Annotated in this window: 22 protein-coding genes; 18 read left to right on the forward strand and 4 right to left on the reverse strand. The window is 68.0% G+C overall.

Going from position 1 to position 17793, the window contains the following annotated elements:
• The first annotated feature begins 2 nt into the window (after positions 1-2).
• The 6 genes from R0232_RS07845 (at position 3) to R0232_RS07870 (ending at position 4855) form a co-directional block, all read left to right on the forward strand.
• Complete coding sequence (locus tag R0232_RS07845) at positions 3-359, forward strand: hypothetical protein (RefSeq protein WP_431511776.1); 357 nt, start codon at positions 3-5, stop codon at positions 357-359.
• 41 nt (positions 360-400) lie between these two features.
• Positions 401-1492 (forward strand): histidinol-phosphate transaminase, encoded by a 1092-nt coding sequence (hisC, locus tag R0232_RS07850; RefSeq protein WP_431511777.1) that lies wholly within the window; start codon positions 401-403, stop codon positions 1490-1492.
• A complete protein-coding gene (gene hisB / locus R0232_RS07855) occupies positions 1489-2124 on the forward strand; it encodes an imidazoleglycerol-phosphate dehydratase HisB (protein WP_203204635.1) in 636 nt (211 codons plus the stop codon). Before hisC ends, hisB begins: the two co-directional genes overlap by 4 nt.
• A gap of 51 nt (positions 2125-2175) precedes the next feature.
• On the forward strand, positions 2176-2841 hold the full coding sequence (gene hisH, locus R0232_RS07860; RefSeq protein ID WP_398501506.1) for an imidazole glycerol phosphate synthase subunit HisH: 666 nt from the start codon (positions 2176-2178) through the stop codon (positions 2839-2841).
• 66 nt (positions 2842-2907) lie between these two features.
• Positions 2908-3651 carry a 1-(5-phosphoribosyl)-5-[(5-phosphoribosylamino)methylideneamino]imidazole-4-carboxamide isomerase gene (gene hisA, locus R0232_RS07865; RefSeq protein ID WP_208513629.1) on the forward strand — a complete coding sequence of 248 codons (744 nt, stop codon included), beginning with the start codon at positions 2908-2910 and terminating at the stop codon, positions 3649-3651.
• A 16-nt stretch (positions 3652-3667) separates the two neighbouring features.
• On the forward strand, positions 3668-4855 hold the full coding sequence (locus R0232_RS07870) for an AAA family ATPase (RefSeq protein ID WP_431511778.1): 1188 nt from the start codon (positions 3668-3670) through the stop codon (positions 4853-4855).
• Positions 4856-4867: 12 nt separating this feature from the next.
• On the opposite strand, the gene R0232_RS07875 is transcribed toward R0232_RS07870, so the two are convergent.
• Both R0232_RS07875 and R0232_RS07880 read right to left on the reverse strand, forming a co-directional pair.
• A complete protein-coding gene (locus tag R0232_RS07875; RefSeq protein WP_431511779.1) occupies positions 4868-5764 on the reverse strand; it encodes an amino acid ABC transporter substrate-binding protein in 897 nt (298 codons plus the stop codon).
• A 13-nt stretch (positions 5765-5777) separates the two neighbouring features.
• The gene (locus tag R0232_RS07880) at positions 5778-7085 is read right to left on the reverse strand and encodes a dicarboxylate/amino acid:cation symporter (protein WP_208513626.1); all 1308 of its coding nucleotides are present in this window, start codon (positions 7083-7085) and stop codon (positions 5778-5780) included.
• A gap of 180 nt (positions 7086-7265) precedes the next feature.
• Between R0232_RS07880 and R0232_RS07885 the strand changes: the two genes are divergently transcribed.
• The 9 genes from R0232_RS07885 (at position 7266) to tatC (ending at position 12183) form a co-directional block, all read left to right on the forward strand.
• Positions 7266-8102: a D-hexose-6-phosphate mutarotase gene (locus R0232_RS07885; protein ID WP_431511780.1), complete on the forward strand. Its 837-nt coding sequence runs from the start codon at positions 7266-7268 to the stop codon at positions 8100-8102.
• Between the two features lie 26 nt (positions 8103-8128).
• The gene (gene hisF / locus R0232_RS07890) at positions 8129-8908 is read left to right on the forward strand and encodes an imidazole glycerol phosphate synthase subunit HisF (RefSeq protein WP_093351941.1); all 780 of its coding nucleotides are present in this window, start codon (positions 8129-8131) and stop codon (positions 8906-8908) included.
• A 40-nt stretch (positions 8909-8948) separates the two neighbouring features.
• The gene (gene hisI, locus R0232_RS07895) at positions 8949-9347 is read left to right on the forward strand and encodes a phosphoribosyl-AMP cyclohydrolase (RefSeq protein ID WP_431512873.1); all 399 of its coding nucleotides are present in this window, start codon (positions 8949-8951) and stop codon (positions 9345-9347) included.
• Positions 9344-9724, forward strand: a complete 381-nt coding sequence (locus tag R0232_RS07900) for a phosphoribosyl-ATP diphosphatase (protein WP_208513624.1) — start codon at positions 9344-9346, stop codon at positions 9722-9724. Before hisI ends, R0232_RS07900 begins: the two co-directional genes overlap by 4 nt.
• Positions 9725-9771: 47 nt before the next feature.
• Positions 9772-10161: a DUF4870 family protein gene (locus tag R0232_RS07905; RefSeq protein ID WP_057595255.1), complete on the forward strand. Its 390-nt coding sequence runs from the start codon at positions 9772-9774 to the stop codon at positions 10159-10161.
• The gene (locus R0232_RS07910) at positions 10151-10510 is read left to right on the forward strand and encodes a histidine triad nucleotide-binding protein (protein WP_093351930.1); all 360 of its coding nucleotides are present in this window, start codon (positions 10151-10153) and stop codon (positions 10508-10510) included. The genes R0232_RS07905 and R0232_RS07910 overlap by 11 nt, the downstream gene beginning before the upstream one ends.
• Before the next feature lie 62 nt (positions 10511-10572).
• Complete coding sequence (tatA, locus tag R0232_RS07915) at positions 10573-10818, forward strand: Sec-independent protein translocase subunit TatA (protein ID WP_093351928.1); 246 nt, start codon at positions 10573-10575, stop codon at positions 10816-10818.
• Between the two features lie 12 nt (positions 10819-10830).
• A complete protein-coding gene (gene tatB / locus R0232_RS07920; protein ID WP_093351925.1) occupies positions 10831-11292 on the forward strand; it encodes a Sec-independent protein translocase protein TatB in 462 nt (153 codons plus the stop codon).
• Positions 11293-11373: 81 nt separating this feature from the next.
• The gene (gene tatC, locus R0232_RS07925; protein ID WP_093351923.1) at positions 11374-12183 is read left to right on the forward strand and encodes a twin-arginine translocase subunit TatC; all 810 of its coding nucleotides are present in this window, start codon (positions 11374-11376) and stop codon (positions 12181-12183) included.
• Positions 12184-12278: 95 nt separating this feature from the next.
• On the opposite strand, the gene R0232_RS07930 is transcribed toward tatC, so the two are convergent.
• The gene (locus R0232_RS07930) at positions 12279-13442 is read right to left on the reverse strand and encodes a S1C family serine protease (RefSeq protein WP_093351920.1); all 1164 of its coding nucleotides are present in this window, start codon (positions 13440-13442) and stop codon (positions 12279-12281) included.
• Between the two features lie 304 nt (positions 13443-13746).
• Between R0232_RS07930 and R0232_RS07935 the strand changes: the two genes are divergently transcribed.
• The 3 genes from R0232_RS07935 to pdxA are packed head-to-tail and all read left to right on the forward strand — an operon-like array spanning position 13747 to position 16930.
• Complete coding sequence (locus tag R0232_RS07935; protein ID WP_431511781.1) at positions 13747-15099, forward strand: MFS transporter; 1353 nt, start codon at positions 13747-13749, stop codon at positions 15097-15099.
• Positions 15096-15869: a Nif3-like dinuclear metal center hexameric protein gene (locus tag R0232_RS07940; RefSeq protein WP_431511782.1), complete on the forward strand. Its 774-nt coding sequence runs from the start codon at positions 15096-15098 to the stop codon at positions 15867-15869. Before R0232_RS07935 ends, R0232_RS07940 begins: the two co-directional genes overlap by 4 nt.
• Positions 15866-16930: a 4-hydroxythreonine-4-phosphate dehydrogenase PdxA gene (gene pdxA, locus R0232_RS07945; protein WP_431511783.1), complete on the forward strand. Its 1065-nt coding sequence runs from the start codon at positions 15866-15868 to the stop codon at positions 16928-16930. Before R0232_RS07940 ends, pdxA begins: the two co-directional genes overlap by 4 nt.
• Before the next feature lie 36 nt (positions 16931-16966).
• On the opposite strand, the gene mscL is transcribed toward pdxA, so the two are convergent.
• Positions 16967-17398 (reverse strand): large conductance mechanosensitive channel protein MscL, encoded by a 432-nt coding sequence (mscL, locus tag R0232_RS07950; RefSeq protein WP_208511627.1) that lies wholly within the window; start codon positions 17396-17398, stop codon positions 16967-16969.
• Positions 17399-17793 lie beyond the last annotated feature (395 nt).

The raw sequence follows: 17793 nt of genomic DNA on the forward strand, positions 1-17793 counted from the left end.
CCATGCATCGCGTGCGTCTCTGTCTGCTGTTCGCGCTGGCCGCGGCCAGCCTGGGCGCGCAGGCCATGAGCATCCGCGAGTTCCACACCCTCGAGGTGAAGGAGAAGAAGGAAGGCAAGGCCTACGCCAGCTACTACCTGGTGGGCGTGCTCGAGGGCCTGCGCGAGGCGGGCGATGCCGCGCGGCGCGCGGGCCAGAAGCCGCTGTTCTGCGTCGACGGCCGCCGGCTCGAGCCCTCGATGGCGCGCTCGCTGTTCGAGGCCGAGCTCAAGCGCAACGCCGAGCTCTACGAGGCCGACATGCCGGTGCAACTGGTGCTGTCGACCGCGCTGCAGAACAGCTTCCGCTGCGCGTCCTGACCTTTCTTTCTTCCACGAACGTTCTTTCCTCCGAGTCCCCGATGTCCGACACCTCCGCCCCCGTCCCCGCGCTCCAGCGCATCCGCGCCGACGTGCGCGCCATGCATGCCTATGCCGTGCAGGACGCGCGCGGCCTGGTCAAGCTCGACGCGATGGAGAACCCCTTCGGCCTGCCGCCCGCACTGCAGGCCGAGCTCGGCGCGCGGCTCGGCGCGCTGGCGCTCAACCGCTACCCGGGCGAGCGCGGCGCCGACCTGCAGCGCGCGCTGGCCGCGCAGGCGCGCCTGCCCGAGGGCTTCTCGCTGGTGCTGGGCAACGGCTCGGACGAGCTGATCTCGCTGCTCGCGATCGCCTGCGACCTGCCGGGCGCCAGCGTGCTGGCACCGCTGCCGGGCTTCGTCATGTACGCCATGAGCGCCCAGCTTCAGGGCCTGCGCTTCGTGGGCGTGCCGCTCACGGCCGACTTCGAGCTCGACGAGGCCGCCATGCTGGCCGCGATCGCGCGCGAGAAGCCGGCCATCGTGTACCTTGCCTATCCGAACAACCCGACCGCCAACCTCTGGGACGACGCGGTGCTCGAGAAGATCGTCGAGGCCCAGGGCGCGCAGGGCGGGCTGGTGGTGATCGACGAGGCCTACCAGCCCTTCGCCACGCGCAGCTATATCGACCGGCTCGCGAAGCACCGCCACGTGCTGCTGATGCGCACCCTCAGCAAGTTCGGCCTGGCCGGCATCCGGCTGGGCTACCTGATGGGCCCGGCCGCGCTGATCGCCGAGATCGACAAGGTGCGCCCGCCCTACAACGTCAGCGTGCTGAACTGCGAGTGCGCGCTGTTCGCGCTCGAGCACGCCGAGGTGTTCGAGGCCCAGGCCCGGCAGATCCGCGAGGAGCGCGAGCGGCTGATGATGGGGCTCGGCCGGCTGCCGGGCGTCAAGGTCTGGCCGAGCGACGCCAACATGATCCTGCTGCGCGTGCCCGACGCAGCCCGCACCTTCGACGGCATGAAGGCGCGCGGGGTGCTGGTGAAGAACGTTTCTAAAATGCACGAACTGCTCGCGAACTGCCTGCGCCTGACCGTCGGAACGGCCGACGAGAATGCCAGGATGCTCGCGGCGCTCGAAGCCTCACTATGACCACCCCCCAAGCCGCTCCCGCGGCCACCCCCGACGCCCTCGCCGCGCGCACCGCCACGGTCGCGCGCAACACCGCCGAGACGAAGATCACCGTCAGCGTCAACCTCGACGGCACCGGCCGCGCCAAGCTGGCCACCGGCATCGGCTTCTTCGACCACATGCTCGACCAGATCGCCCGCCACGGGCTGATCGACCTCGAGATCGACTGCCAGGGCGACCTGCACATCGACGGGCATCACACGGTGGAAGACGTGGGCATCACGCTGGGCCAGGCCGTGGCCAAGGCCGTGGGCGACAAGAAGGGCATCCGCCGCTACGGCCATGCCTACGTGCCGCTCGACGAGGCGCTCAGCCGCGTGGTCATCGACTTCTCGGGCCGGCCCGGCCTCGAGATGCACGTGCCCTTCACCAGCGGGATGATCGGCGCCTTCGACAGCCAGCTCACCTACGAGTTCTTCCAGGGCTTCGTGAACCACGCCTTCGTCACGCTGCACATCGACAACCTCAAGGGCGTCAACGCGCACCACCAGTGCGAGACCGTGTTCAAGGCCTTCGCCCGCGCCCTGCGCGCCGCGCTCGAGCTCGATCCGCGTTCGGCCGGCGTCATCCCCTCGACCAAGGGCTCGCTCTGATCCTGCAAGCGGAACAGCGCGCCATCGCACGCTCCGCCTGTCATTGAAGCTATGAAAACTGTAGCAAACAACGCCAACACCGTCGCCGTGGTGGACTACGGCATGGGCAATCTGCACTCCGTCGCGCAGGCGGTGCGCCATGCCGCCGACCAGGTCGGCGTGGAGGTGTTCGTGACCTCCGATCCCGAGGTGGTGCGCAAGGCCACGCGCGTGGTGCTGCCGGGGCAGGGCGCCATGCCCGACTGCATGCGCGAGTTGCGCGATTCGGGCCTGCTCGAGTCGGTGCTCGAGGCGGCGGCGAGCAAGCCGCTGTTCGGCGTCTGCGTGGGCATGCAGATGCTGCTGTCGCGCAGCGACGAGGGGCCGACCGACGGGCTCGGCCTGATCCCGGGCGAGGTGGTCCGCTTCGAACTCGAGGGGCAGCTGCAGCCCGACGGCAGCCGTTTCAAGGTGCCGCAGATGGGCTGGAACCAGGTGCGCCAGGCGCAGCCGCACGCCGTGTGGGCCGGGGTGCCCGACGGCAGCTACTTCTATTTCGTGCACAGCTTCTACGCGCGGCCGGTCGATGCGCGGCACAGCGTGGGCGAAGCCGAATACGGGGCATGCTTTACCGCCGCCATCGCACGCGATAACATTTTTGCCACCCAGTTCCACCCGGAGAAGAGTGCGGACCACGGGTTGCAGCTCTACCGAAACTTCCTCCACTGGAATCCCTGAACACTTCGTTCCCCTGACCGGGCGCCGCCGGCCGGCGCCCTTTCGTTGCACTCTCGCGTCACTTTCATGCTCCTCATCCCAGCGATCGACCTCAAAGACGGCCATTGCGTACGCCTGAAACAAGGCGACATGGAACAGTCCACCATCTTCAGCGAAGACCCTGCCGCCATGGCGCGCAAATGGGTCGAGGCCGGTGCCCGGCGTCTGCACCTGGTCGACCTGAACGGGGCCTTCGCGGGCAAGCCGCAGAACCACGCGGCGATCAAGGCGATCCTGAAGGAGGTCGGCGACGACATCCCGGTGCAGCTCGGCGGCGGCATCCGCGACCTCGACACCATCGAGCGCTACATCGACGACGGCCTGCGCTACGTGATCATCGGCACCGCCGCCGTGAAGAACCCGGGCTTCCTCAAGGACGCCTGCAGCGCCTTCGGCGGCCACATCATCGTCGGCCTCGACGCCAAGGATGGCAAGGTCGCCACCGACGGCTGGAGCAAGCTCACGGGCCACGAGGTGGCCGACCTGGGCAAGAAGTTCGAGGACTACGGCGTCGAATCGATCATCTACACCGACATCGGCCGCGATGGCATGTTGTCGGGCATCAACATCGAGGCCACGGTCAAGCTCGCGCGCGTGCTGTCCATTCCGGTGATCGCCTCGGGCGGCCTGTCGAACATGGCCGACATCGACCAGCTCTGCGCAGTCGAATCCGAGGGCGTCGAAGGCGTGATCTGCGGCCGCGCCATCTACTCGGGCGACCTCGACTTCGGACAGGCGCAGGCGCGCGCCGACGAACTGGCCGGCGCCTGAGGGGGCCTGGCGGCGCGTGCTGTCCGCGCTCGCCATCGCCAACTACCGCTCGCTGCGCCAGCTCACGGTGCCGCTCGCGCGGCTCACCGTGGTCACCGGGCCCAACGGCAGCGGCAAATCGAGCGTCTACCGCGCCATGCGCCTGCTGGCCGAGATCGCCAACGGCGGCGCGATTCGTTCGCTGGTGCGCGAGGGCGGGCTGTCCTCCACGCTGTGGGCCGGGCCCGAGCGCTTCTCGGCCGCCATGCTGCGCGGCGAGATGCCGGTGCAGGGCACCACCACGCGCAGCGAACCGGTCGCGCTGAAGCTGGGCTTCGCAGGCGCCAGCTCCGAGGACTTCGGCTACGCGATCGACATCGGCCTGCCGCCGCCGATTCCCTCGACCGCCTTCTCGCGCGACCCCGAGATCAAGCACGAGGCCATCTGGAGCGGCCCGCTGCTGCGGCCGTCCACGCAGCTGGTCGACCGCAAGGGCGCCTCGCTGCGGCTGCGCGACGGCCGTGGCTGGCAGCCCGTGGGCCGGCCGATCCCGCCTTTCGCGAGCATGATGACCGAGCACGCCGATCCGCGCGATGCGCCCGAGATGCTCACCCTGCGCGAGCAGATGCGCTCCTGGCGCTTCTACGACCACTTTCGCTCGGACGCCGAGGCGCCGGCGCGCCAGCCGCAGCTCGGCACCCGCACGCCGGTGCTGGCCAACGATGGTGCCGACCTCGCCGCCGCGCTGCAGACCATCCGCGAGATCGGCGACGGCGAGGCGCTCGATCGCGCCGTGGACGATGCCTTCCCGGGCGCGCGCATCGAGATCGATGCCGCAGGCGACCGCTTCCAGACCCTGATGCACCAGCACGGCCTGCTGCGCGCGCTGACCGCCGCCGAGCTGTCCGACGGCACCCTGCGCTACCTGCTGTGGATCGCGGCGCTGCTGACGCCGCGGCCGCCCGCGCTGCTCGTGCTCAACGAGCCCGAGACCAGCCTGCATCCCGACCTGCTGCCCGCGCTCGGCCGGTTGATCGCGCATGCCGCGCGCGAGTCGCAGGTGATCGTGGTGTCGCACGCCTCGCGGCTGATCGCCGCGCTCGAGGAGGCGGCCGCGCGCGGCGTCGCGCTGCAGTCGGTGGTGCTCGAGAAACGCCTGGGCGAGACCCGCATCGCGAACCTCGACATGAGCGAGATACCGCGCTGGGAATGGCCGGCGCGCTGAAGCCGGCCCCCGCTACTCGGCCTTCACCGACATCGTCTTGATGATCGTCTCGAGCTGCGCGCTCATCGGCAGGTCGAGGCTGGCGCCCGTGGGCAGCTTGCGCAGGAACCAGCGCTTGTACTGGCGCTCGATCTCGCCGTCCTCGGCCAGCACCTGGAAGCTGTCGTTGATCACCTTCGCGAGCTGCGGGTCGCCCTTGCGGTACATGATCCCGTAGGGGTCGTAGGAGAGGAAGTCGCCGACCACGCGGTAGTCGGCCTTGGCGTTCTCCTGCGCGATCAGGCCGTAGAGCAGCACGTCGTCGGTCGCGAAGGCATCGGCCTGGCCGCTCTTCACGAGAGCGAAGGACTCGGCATGGTCGCGCGCCACCTGCAGCTGGATGCCGAGCTTGAACTTCTCGGAGAGATCGCGCAGCGTCTTCTCGTTGGTGGTGCCCGCCGTCACCGCCACCTTGCGGCCCGCGAGGTCGCGGAACGAGGCGATCGGCGTGCCCTTCTTCACCAGCACCTTGGTGCCCGAGACGAAGATCGTCGGCGAGAAGCTCACGCGCTTCTGGCGCTCGAGGTTGCTGGTGGTCGAGCCGCATTCGAGATCGACCTTGCCGCTCGTGACCGCGTCGAAGCGCGAGTCGGAGGTGACCGGCTCCCACTGGATCGCGAGCGTGCGGTCGACCGCGTTGCCGATCGCCGTGACCAGCTCGCGGCACAGCTCGATCGAGTAGCCGACCGGTTCCTTGCGCGTGTTGAGGAAGGAGAAGGGCACCGAGGATTCGCGGTAGCCGATGGTGATGGCGCCGCTGGCGCGCGCCTTGGCGAGCGTGCCGGTGAGCAGTTCCTGGGCCTGTGCTGCGCCAGCCGCGAGCAACAGGGCCGCGCAGGCCAAACCGGCCCTGCCAAGCATCGTCGTCATGCTGCGCATCGCCTCAGCCATGCGCCGGATGCGCGAGCGTCGCGGCCGCCTCTTCGTCGAGCTTGGCCGCGTTGAGTTCGGCCTCGCTCTCCGGCAGCAGCTCGCCCTCCCACTTCGCGACCACCGCGGTGGCGATCGAGTTGCCCACCGCGTTGGTGGCCGAGCGGCCCATGTCGAGGAAGGTGTCCACGCCCAGGATCAGCAACAGGCCGGCCTCGGGAATGTCGAAGTGGTTGAGCGTGGCGGCGATCACCACCAACGAGGCGCGCGGCACGCCGGCCATGCCCTTGGAGGTGAGCATCAGGATCAGCAGCATCGTGATCTGCGTGCTGATCGGCATGTGGATGTTGTAGGCCTGCGCGATGAACAGCACGGCGAAGGTGCAGTACATCATCGAGCCGTCGAGGTTGAACGAGTAGCCCATCGGCATCACGAAGCTCGAGATCTTGCGCTTGACGCCGAAGCGGTCGAGCGCCTGCAGGATCTTCGGGTACGCGGCCTCGGAACTGGCGGTGGCGAACGAGAGCAGGAAGGCTTCCTTGATCAGCACCAAGAGCTTGAACACGCGCGGCCCGAGGAAGGTGAAGCCCGCGAGGATCAGCACGCCCCACAGCACGAACAGGCCGAGGTAGAAGTCGCGCATGAACACCGCGAACTTGATCAGGATGCCCAGCCCGTTGACCGCCACCGTGGCGGCCATGGCGGCCAGCACCGCGAGCGGGGCGAGCTTCATCACGTAGCCCGTGATCTTCAGCATCGCGTGCGAGAGTTCCTCGGTGGCGGCGACCAGCGTCTTCGCCTTGTCGCCGAGCGAGGCCAGCGCCACGCCGAAGAACATCGAGAACACCACGATCTGCAGGATCTCGTTGTTGGCCATGGCCTCGATGAAGGACTTCGGCACCGTGTGGCTCACGAAGTCCTTGAAGGTGAACTTGGAGGTCGCGAGGTTCGCCGAGGCGCCGATATCGGGCAGCGGCAGGCCCAGGTTGGCGCCGGGCTCGAGCAGGTTGGCCATCACCAGGCCGATCACCAGCGAGATCAGCGAGGCCGTGAGGAACCAGCCGATGGCCTTGCCGAACACCCGGCCCACCGACTTGGCGTCGCCCATGTGCGCGATGCCGACCACCAGCGTGGAGAACACCAGCGGCCCGATCAGCATCTTGATCAGGCGCAGGAACACGTCCGAGACGATCGAGACGTAGCCCGCGATCTCCTTGGCGGTTCCCTTGTCCGGGAAGCTCGTGAAGATCATGTAGCCGAGGATGATGCCGAGCACCATGGCAATCAGGATCCACGCCGCCATCGGCAACTTCTTCTTCATTCGATTCCCCTTGTGCTTGGTTGTATGAGCGATTTTTTTGCAGGCACAGGGTATCCAAGAAGGCCCCCGGCTTGCAATCGGGGCCTGACCATGCAGTCTTTAGGCCCCATGGCCGTGCCGCGCGAGGCGCCGATGTTGCGCGAAGACGGTGCGACCGGAGCGCTGCCTACAATTCCTCACATGCACACCAGCTCGATCGAGTTTCGCGGCCAGCCCGCGCTGCGCGCCACCGGTGCCGACGGCAGCACCCTCACCGTGGCCCTGCATGGGGCGCATCTGCTCTCGTGGACCACGGCCGACGGCAGGGAACGGCTCTACCTGAGCCCGCGCGCCGTGTTCGACGGCAAGACCGCGATCCGCGGCGGCGTGCCCATCTGCTGCCCGCAGTTCAACCAGCGCGGCATGCTCCCCAAACATGGGTTCATGCGCAATCTGCCTTGGGAGAGCCAGGGTGTGGATGCCGAATCGGGCTCGCTGACCCTGCGGCTGCGCGACGACGACGCCACCCGGGCCCTGTGGCCGCATGCCTTCGAGGCGCGGGTCGCGTTCACGCTCGAGGCCGGGCAGCTGCGCACCGCGCTGAGGCTGCGCAACCTCGGCGGCGGGCCCTTCGGCTTCACGGCCGCGCTGCACACCTACCTGGCCGTGGACGACATCGCCGAGGCCCGCCTCGAAGGCCTGCAAGGCGCCAACCGCTGGGATGCGGTGCGCGACGACCGCCATGTGGAAACCGCGCCGGCCCTGCGCTTCGAATCCGAGTTCGACAGCGTCTATGCCGCGCCCGCTGAGCCGCTGCGGCTGGTGCAGCCCGGCGGCACGCTCGAGATCGCCCAGGGCGCCACCTGTACCGAAACCGTGGTCTGGAACCCGGGTGCCGCGCTCGGTGCGAAACTCGCCGACATGCCCGAGGACGGCTATCGCCACATGCTCTGCGTCGAAGCCGCGCGCATCGACGAGCCCGTGCAGCTCGCGCCCGGCGCCGAATGGCAGGGCTGGCAGCAGCTGCGCGTCCTCTGATACCCACTTCTTCCCGTTACCCCACCATGCTCGCCAAACGCATCATTCCCTGCCTCGACGTCACCGGCGGCCGCGTCGTCAAGGGCGTCAACTTCCTCGAACTGCGCGACGCGGGCGATCCGGTCGAGATCGCCGCGCGCTACAACGCGCAGGGCGCCGACGAGCTGACCTTCCTCGACATCACCGCCACCAGCGACGGCCGCGACCTGATCCTGCCGATCATCGAGTCGGTCGCCTCGCAGGTCTTCATTCCGCTGACCGTGGGCGGCGGCGTGCGCACCGTCGAGGACGTGCGCCGGCTGCTCAATGCCGGCGCCGACAAGACCAGCTTCAACTCGGCCGCCATCGCCAATCCGCAGGTGATCAGCGACGCCTCGGCCAAGTACGGCGCCCAGTGCATCGTGGTCGCCATCGATGCCAAGCGCCGCACGCCCGAGGAAGCGGCCAGCCGCGGTCCGGGCTGGGACGTCTACAGCCACGGCGGGCGCAAGAACACCGGCCTCGATGCCGTCGAATGGGCCACCGAGATGGCGCGCCGCGGCGCCGGCGAGATCCTGCTGACCAGCATGGACCGCGACGGCACCAAGAGCGGCTTCGACCTGGCGCTGACCCGCGCGGTCAGCGACGCCGTCAACGTGCCGGTGATCGCCTCGGGCGGCGTGGGCAACCTCGACGACCTGGCCGACGGCATCCAGAAGGGCGGCGCGGACGCCGTGCTGGCCGCGAGCATCTTCCACTACGGGGAGCACACGGTCGGCGAGGCCAAGGCGCGGATGGCCGAGCGCGGCATCCCGGTGCGGATTTAATGACCCTTCGGCGTCGGTCGCGGCCGGCCGATCGCCGACAATCCCGCCCATGATCTGGCTCGATGAAGTGAAATGGGACGCCAACGGCCTCGTGCCGGTGATCGCCCAGGAACAAGGCACCAACGACGTGCTGATGTTCGCGTGGATGAACCGTGAGGCGCTCGAGAAGACCGCCGAACTCGGCCGCGCGGTGTATTTCAGCCGCTCGCGCGGCAAGCTCTGGTTCAAGGGCGAGGAATCGGGTCACGTGCAGACCGTGCACGAGATCCGCCTCGACTGCGACAACGACGTGGTGCTGCTCAAGGTCACCCAGCTCGGCCACGAGCCCGGCATCGCCTGCCACACCGGCCGCCACAGCTGCTTCTTCCACAAGTACGAGAACGGCCAGTGGACCGTGACCGAGCCGGTCTTGAAAGACCCGGAATCGATCTACAAATGAGCGGCACCGTGAACACCAACGACGCCCTCGCACGCCTGGCCGCGGTCATCGAAAGCCGCCTGCCCGCCAATGGCGGCGATCCCGAGAAGAGCTACGTCGCGCGGCTGCTGCACAAGGGCCCCGACGCCTTCCTCAAGAAGATCGGCGAGGAAGCCACCGAAGTGGTGATGGCGGCCAAGGACGCCGACCATGGCGGCGACCGGACGAAGGTGGTCTACGAGGTGGCCGACCTCTGGTTCCACACCATGGTGGCGCTCGCGCACTACGGCCTGACGCCCGCCGAGGTGGTGGCCGAACTCGAGCGGCGCGAAGGCACCAGCGGCATCGAGGAAAAGGCGCTGCGCAAGGTGCAGGCCCGCGAAGCCGCCAGCGAGTGACCGCCTGAGCGCCGAGGGATGACTCTGACGACCGAAAGGACATCGCCATGCCCAACGACATCGTGAACGTTCAGCCCGACGACTCACTCAAGACCTGGGGCTGGGTCAGCTACATCTTGCACCTGATCGTCGCCATCGGCGCCGTGGTGCCGGGCGCCCAGGCCTCGGTGCTGCTGCTGCTGGTGGCGCTGGTGATCGACTTCGTGAAGCGCGACGACGCGGCCGGCACCTGGCAGGCCTCGCACTTCAGCTGGCGCATCCGCTCGGTGCTCTGGGCCGGGCTGCTGTACATCGTCACCTCGTGGCTCTGGCTGCTGCTCTTCGTCCCGGGCTGGATCGCCTGGAGCCTGATTTCGCTGTGGTTCCTCTACCGGATCGTGAAAGGCATGATCCGGATGAACGACGGCCGTCCCATGGAACCCAACGATGTCATCTGATCCGAACTGCATCTTCTGCAAAATCGTCGAGGGCAAGATCCCGTCGCGCAAGGTCTACGAGGACGAGGACGTCTTCGGCTTCCACGACATCGCGCCCTGGGCGCCGGTGCACTTCATGCTGGTGCCCAAGAAGCACATCGCGTCGATGGCCCAGCTGACGCCCGACGACGCGGCCCTGATGGGCAAGATCATGACCCTGGCGCCCAGGCTGGCGCTCGAGCAGGGCTGCAATCCGTACCCCGAAGGCGGCTACCGGGTGGTGGTCAACACGGGTACCGAAGGGGGGCAGGAGGTGCATCATCTCCATGTCCACGTCATGGGCGGTCCGCGCCCCTGGCTTCGCGGCTGAGCCGTTAAGTAAATTTGTCACATTCGCCGCGACTAAAATCGGCACATTCTTAGGAGTCTTCCATGGGTTCTTTTTCCATCTGGCACTGGCTGATCGTGCTGCTCGTCGTCGTCATGATCTTCGGTACCAAGAAGCTTCGGAACATGGGTTCCGACCTCGGCGGTGCCGTCAAGGGCTTCAAGGACGGCATGAAGGACGGTTCCGCGACCGACGCGCCGACCGCCACCGGCCCGGCCGCCCAGGTCACGAGCCAGTCGGCCGCCACCGACAAGCCGACGATCGACGTCGAAGCACGCCACAAGTCCTGATCCGGGCGACACGTGCTGGACCTCGGCATTGAGAAGATGGCGCTGATCGGCGTCGTGGCGCTGATCGTCATCGGACCCGAAAAGCTGCCGCGCGTGGCGCGCACCGTCGGGACCCTGCTCGGCAAGGCGCAACGCTACGTCAACGACGTCAAGGCAGAGGTCAACCGCTCGATGGAGCTCGACGAGCTCCGCAAGATGAAGACCACCGTCGAGGACGCGGCGCGCGACGTGGAGCAGAACATCCATTCGGGCGTGAGCGACCTCGAGAAGCAGTTCTCCACCCCCGCGGGCGAAACCCTCTCGGCGCTGGCCGAACCGGAACCGGTGGTGCCGGTCTACAAGCATCCGCGCAAGAACTGGCGCCTCAAGCAGGGCGCCACGCCGCAGTGGTACAAGTCCCGCAACGGCGTGCGCACCAAGGCACTGTCGGGCGCGGCGCGCGTCGCGCGCTACCGGCCGCACAAGGTCAGCTAGCAGCGGCGCGGCGCGTTTCCCCCTCCACCCAGCGTTCCCACGCGCGCCGCCCGTCGGCAGCCCACGCTTTCCATCTCCTCAATGGCTGATTCCGACTCCAAGAACAAAGAAGACGAGCTCGCCGGCACCGAGCAGCCTTTCGTCGCGCACCTGATCGAGCTGCGCGACCGGTTGCTCTATTGCGTCTACGGCATGGCGATCGCCGGCATCCTGCTGGCGGTCTGGCCCGGTCCGGGCGGCTTGATCGACATCATCGCGATGCCGATCCGCGCCCACATGCCGCCCGACGCCAAGCTGATCGCCGTGGGCGTGTTCTCGCCCTTCTTCGTGCCGCTCAAGGTGCTGATGATGGCCGCCGTGCTGCTCGCGCTGCCGTGGCTCATGTACCAGGCCTGGATGTTCGTGGCGCCGGGCCTCTACACCCACGAGAAGCGCTTCGCGCTGCCGCTGATCATCTTCGGCAGCCTGCTGGCCTACGCGGGCATCGCCTTCGTGCAGCTGTTCGTGCTCGACAAGATGTTCGGCTTCATCCAGAAGTTCACGCCGGCCGCGGTGGCGGCCACGCCCGACATCTCCTCGTACGTCGAGGCCATCCTGTCGCTCTATCTCGCCTTCGGTGTCGCCTTCCAGGTGCCGATCGTCGTGATGCTGCTGGTGCGCTTCGAGATGGTGACCATCGAGAAGCTGCGCTCGTTCCGCGGCTACTTCATCGTCGTGGCCTTCATCGTGGCCGCCGTGCTGACGCCGCCCGACGTGGTGTCGCAGCTCGCGCTGGCGATCCCGATGTGCGTGCTGTACGAGGTCGGGATCATCGGGGCCAAGTACTTCTCGCGCGTCTCGAAGTCGCCGGAGGACGAGGAAGCGGATTCGTCGTCGACCACGCCGCCCTGAGCGGCAAGGATCTTCCGGACCCGGCAAAGAAAAAGCGGCCCGTCGGCCGCTTTTTTCATGGTTGTGCGGACCCGGGGCCCGCGCGTCTCGTTCGTTCACTCGTTCTGGTTCGGCACCTGCCGCACCGGGCTCTTCGGCCGCAGCCCCGGCATCACGTCCAGTTCCATCTTGTCGCTGCCGCGCTGCAGCGCAAAGCGCGCGGTGCTGCCGGGCTTGAGGCCGGCCACGGCGGTCAGCAGCGCCTGCACGCTGTCGGTCTTCTTGTCGCCCACCGCGGTGATCACGTCGCCGGGGCGGATGCCGGCCTTGGCGGCCGGGCCGTTCTGCAGCACGCCGGTGATGATCACGCCGGCGTCGGCCTTCACGCCGAAGGTCTCGGCCAGCTCCGGCGAGAGGTCGCTCGGCTCGACGCCGATCCAGCCGCGGCGCACCTGGCCTTCCTTCACGATGCCCTCGAGCACGATCTTGGCCATCGACACGGGAATGGCGAAGCCGATGCCCATACTGCCGCCCGAGCGCGAGTAGATCGCGGTGTTGATGCCCAGCAGGTTGCCGTTGACGTCGATCAGCGCGCCACCCGAGTTGCCGGGGTTGATGGCCGCGTCGGTCTGGATGAAGTTCTCGAAGTTGTTGATGCCGAGCTGGTTGCGGCCCAGCGCCGAGACGATGCCGCTGGTCACGGTCTGGCCGACGCCGAAGGGATTGCCGATGGCCAGCACCTGGTCGCCCACCTGCAGCTCGTCGGAGCTGCCCAGCACGATCACCGGCAGCTTGTCGAGCTCGATCTTGAGCACGGCCAGGTCGGTGTCGGGGTCGGTGCCGATCACCTTGCCGCGCGCATGGCGGCTGTCGTTGAGCGTGACCTCGATCTCGTCCGCGCCCTCGACCACGTGGTTGTTGGTGAGGATGTAGCCGTCGGTGCTCACGATCACGCCGCTGCCCAGGCCGACCTGGGGCTGGTCGTCCTGGTCGCCGAAGAAGAAGCGGAACCAGGGGTCGTTGCTGCGCGGATGGCGCTGCGCCGCCTTGCTGGTGTTGATGCTCACCACTGCCGGCGAGGCCTTCTTGGCCGCGGCGCTGAGGCTGCCGGGCGCGGGCACGCCCGGCGTCGAGCTGGCGGGCGCCTCGATGATCGAGACCACGCCGCCCAGCGAGGTCGTGCGCCGGTTGATCCATTCGGGCTTGAGCGTGGCGACCACGAAATAGGCCGCCAGCAGGACGGTCACGGCTTGGGCGAAGAGCAGCCAGGTGCGTTTCATGAAAACTTGGTGAAAAGGCGCGAAAGGGCGAGGGCGCTGAGGGGAAAAGGCCGCGGGGCGCGGCACTGTGGACGATTGTCTCTCAACGGCAGGGGCCGAAGACCGCGCCGGCCGGTCGAGATTCGCGGTGGCTTGAGACGCCAATACGGGATAACCCTTAGCATCGGGGCCCTGCCGACCCGGCTCTCCTTCGCCGCCGCCCCACCCACCCGGTGGACTCGGCCCGGCACTTTCGTCGGCGTACCGCTTTCGCTTCCCATCCGGCCCTGCGGCCCCGGTGCGCAGCCATGACTCTCCGCCCGCCATGACTTCACACGCCACCACCCCGGACGGCACCACGCCGGCCCCGGCCCGCGCGCTCGACGCCCGCGACTACAAGACGCTCGCCCTGTCCGCCCTCGGCGGCACGCTCGAGTTCTACGACTTCGTCATCTACGTCTTCTTCGCCACCGTGCTGGGCGCGCTGTTCTTCCCGGCCGACATGCCCGACTGGCTGCGCCAGTTGCAGACCTTCGGCATCTTCGCGGCCGGCTACCTGGCCCGGCCGGTCGGCGGCATCGTGATCGCGCACTTCGGCGACCTGCTCGGCCGCAAGCGCATGTTCACGCTGTCGATCTTCCTGATGGCCGCGCCCACGCTGGTCATCGGCCTGCTGCCCACCTACGCCAGCATCGGCGTGGCGGCACCCCTGCTGCTGCTGGCCATGCGCGTGCTGCAGGGCGCGGCCATCGGCGGCGAGATGCCCGGTGCCTGGGTGTTCGTCGGCGAGCACGTGCCCGCGCAGCGCTACGGTTTCGGCGTCGGCACGCTGACCTCGGGCATCACCGGCGGCATCCTGCTGGGTTCGTTGGTGGCCGTGGCCATCAACCGGCACTACGCGCCCGAGCAGGTCAGCGACTTCGCCTGGCGCATCCCCTTCATCCTCGGCGGCGTGTTCGGGCTGGTGTCGGTGTACCTGCGCCGCTTCCTGCACGAGACCCCGGTGTTCCGCGAACTGGCCGATCGCCGCGGCGTGGCGCGCGAGCTGCCGCTGCGCACCGTGCTGCGCGAGCACCGCGGCGCCAGCGTGTTCGTCGCGCTGCAGACCTGGGTGCTGTCGGCCGCGATCGTGGTGATCGTGCTCTACACGCCCACCTACCTGCAGAAGGTGCACCACATCCCGGCCGCGCTCGCGCTCGAGGCCAATGCACTCGCCACCCTCACGCTGACCATCGGCTGCGTGATCGCCGGCTGGGCCAGCGACCGCCTCGGCACGCGCGCCGTGATGCTGATCGGCTGGGGCGGCCTGTTCGTGACCGCCTACCTGTTCTACGCCGGCCTGCCCGGCACGCCGGCCACGCTGTTCTGGCACTACGGGTTGACGGGCCTGTTCGTAGGCACCATCGCCACCGTGCCGATCGCCGGCGTGCGCGCCTTCCCGGCGCCGGTGCGCTTCACGGGGCTTTCATTCGCCTACAACATGTCGTACGCCGCCTTCGGCGGGCTCACGCCGGTGGTCCTCACGCTCTGGTTGCAGCACGACACCATGGCGCCCGCGCACTACGTGGCGGTGCTCGCCGCGCTCGGCTTCGTGCTCGCGTTCTGCCCCCTGGCGGCGCGCGGCCACCCCATGCGGGCTGGCGTGGCGCCGGCCGGCGGCGCGACAATGTCGCGATGAGCACCACCCGCCACGAACTGCTTCACGCATTCGACCTGCTGCTCGCTCCCGAGCGCTTCAAGGACTACGGACCGAACGGCCTGCAGGTCGAGGGCCGCACCACGGTGCGCAAGATCGTCTCGGGCGTGACCGCGAGCCGCGCGCTGATCGAGGCCGCCATCCGCGCCGAGGCCGATGCCATCTTCGTCCACCACGGCCTGTTCTGGCGCGGCCAGGACGGCCGCGTCACCGGCTGGATGAAGCAGCGGCTGGCGCTGCTGCTGAATCGCGATGTCAACCTCTTCGCCTACCACCTGCCGCTCGATGCGCATCCCGAGCTCGGCAACAACGCGCAGCTCGGCCTGCAGCTCGGTCTGCTGGCGCATCCCGGATCGGCCGGACGCTTCGGCGAGCAGGAGTTGGGCTTTCTCGGCGGCCTCGAGGACGGCGAGACCCTGGCCAACGCGAAGGCGCTCGCCGTCCACGTCGAGAAGGTGCTCAAGCGGCCCGTGACGCTGGTCGACACCGCCCATCGTCCGATCAAGACCATCGCCTGGTGCACCGGCGGCGCGCAGAGCTATTTCGAGGCCGCCATCGCGGCGGGCGCCGACGCCTTCATCACCGGCGAGATCTCGGAGCCGCAGGCCCACTACGCGCGCGAGATGGGCGTGGCCTTCCTGGCGTGCGGGCACCATGCCACCGAGCGCTATGGCGCGCCTGCCGTGGCCGAACACGTGGCTGCGCAGCTCGGGCTCCAGCACGAGTTCATCGACATCGACAACCCGGCATGACGAGCGCTGGTTCCGCGGGCAGGAAGCCCGTCGCCATCACGCTCGGCGATCCGGCAGGCATCGGGCCGGAGATCATCGGCAAGGCATTTCGCGATGCGCCCGAGGCCACGCGCGGCGCCTTCGTGGCGGGCGACGTGGGGACGATGCGGGCGGCGCTGCAGGCCCTGTCGGCGCCCGGGCATCCGGCGTGGCCCGTGGTCGAGATTGCTTCATCGGCCGAGGCGCTGGAGGTTCCGCCCGGTTGTGTGCCTGTGCTGCAGGTGATCGCGCCACCGCAAGGTGTGGTTCATGGCCGCATCAGCGCCGAGGCTGGCCGCGCGGCGGGCGATGCGGTGGTCTGGGCGGCCCGAGCCGCGTTGCGCGGCGAGATCGCCGCCATCGTCACCGCGCCCTTGCACAAGGAAGCGTTGTCGGCGGCAGGATTTCCCTTTCCGGGCCATACCGAACTGCTGCAGGCCGAGGCCGCGGCGCATCTGGGCCGCGGCGTGGCCGAGGTGCCCGTGCGCATGATGCTGGCCAACGACGAGCTGCGCACCGTGCTCGTCAGCATCCACATGTCGCTGCGCCAGGCGATCGAGGCCGTCACCTTCGACGGCGTGCTCGAGACCTTGCGCATCACTCACCATGCGCTCTCGCGCACCCTGGGCCGCGTGCCGCGCATCGGTGTCGCAGGGCTCAATCCGCATGCCGGGGAGGGCGGACTCTTCGGGTCGGAGGAGCAGGAGATCATCGTGCCGGCCATCGCCGCGGCACGTGCCGAAGGCATCGCCGCCGATGGGCCGCATGCGCCCGATACCGTCTTCATGCGTGCCCGCGCGAAGCGGCCCGGCGTGGCCGATAGCGGCGAGTTCGACGTGGTGGTGGCGATGTACCACGACCAGGGACTGATCCCGGTGAAGTACCTGGGCGTGGAGAAGGGCGTGAACGTGACGCTCGGGCTGCCGCTGGTGCGGACCAGTCCCGATCACGGGACGGCGTTCGATATCGCGGGCACCGGGCGGGCGGATGCATCGAGCCTGGTCGAGGCACTGCGCATGGCGCGCGCGGTGGCCGGTATCTGAGGGAGATGTGCGGCACGTGCCGGGCCGCGCTGCGCGTCAGGAGCGCTTGAGGCTGTCGCGGATCTCGCGCAGCAGCACGATGTCCTCGGGCGGTGCGGCGGGGGCGGCCGGAGCGGCTTCTTCCGTGCGGCGCAGGCGATTGATCTGCTTGACCATCATGAAGATGATGAAGGCGAGGATCACGAAGTTGACCACGATGGTGATGAAGTTGCCGTACGCCAGCACCGGCACGCCGGCCTTCTTGAGGTCCGCCAGGGTATTGGCGACACCTGCCGGCGCCGTGCCCAGCACCACGTAGAGATTCGAGAAGTCCAGCTTGCCGAACACCAGCCCGACGATGGGCATGATGATGTCGGCCACCAGCGAATCGACGATCTTGCCGAAGGCTGCGCCGATGATCACGCCGACCGCCAAGTCGACGACATTGCCCTTGACGGCAAACTCCTTGAATTCGCTGAGGATGGTCATGGTTGGGAGGGTGCGGGAGCACTGGGGTTGAGAGAGGCGTCAGTATGCATGGGGAAGCCTGATGTTTGGCTTCGTACGATAGCCATGCTTGGGGAGCTATTCACAAATCACAGATGTGACTTGTATGTTGCCTTGCATCGGGCGTCTGGGACCAAACTAGGCTGAAGAGCTTGGATGAAGCAGGCGCGTAACTGCGCGGATCGAGGCCTTGAGCCGAGGACGGCTCGCTCAGAACCGCACTCCCTCAAGCGAGGGATATGCAATATTTTGTTCATCTTTACACTTCCACAGGGTTATCTCCGAAGCTGAATGCTCGTTGACATGGCGCAACGCTAACCCCGGAAATCGGGTAGTGCAGCAGATGTTTAACACCTTGGTAATCATACAAAGGTTAT

The sequence above is a fragment of the Variovorax sp. DAIF25 genome (assembly GCF_050711835.1).
Taxonomy (GTDB): Bacteria; Pseudomonadota; Gammaproteobacteria; order Burkholderiales; family Burkholderiaceae_C; genus Variovorax.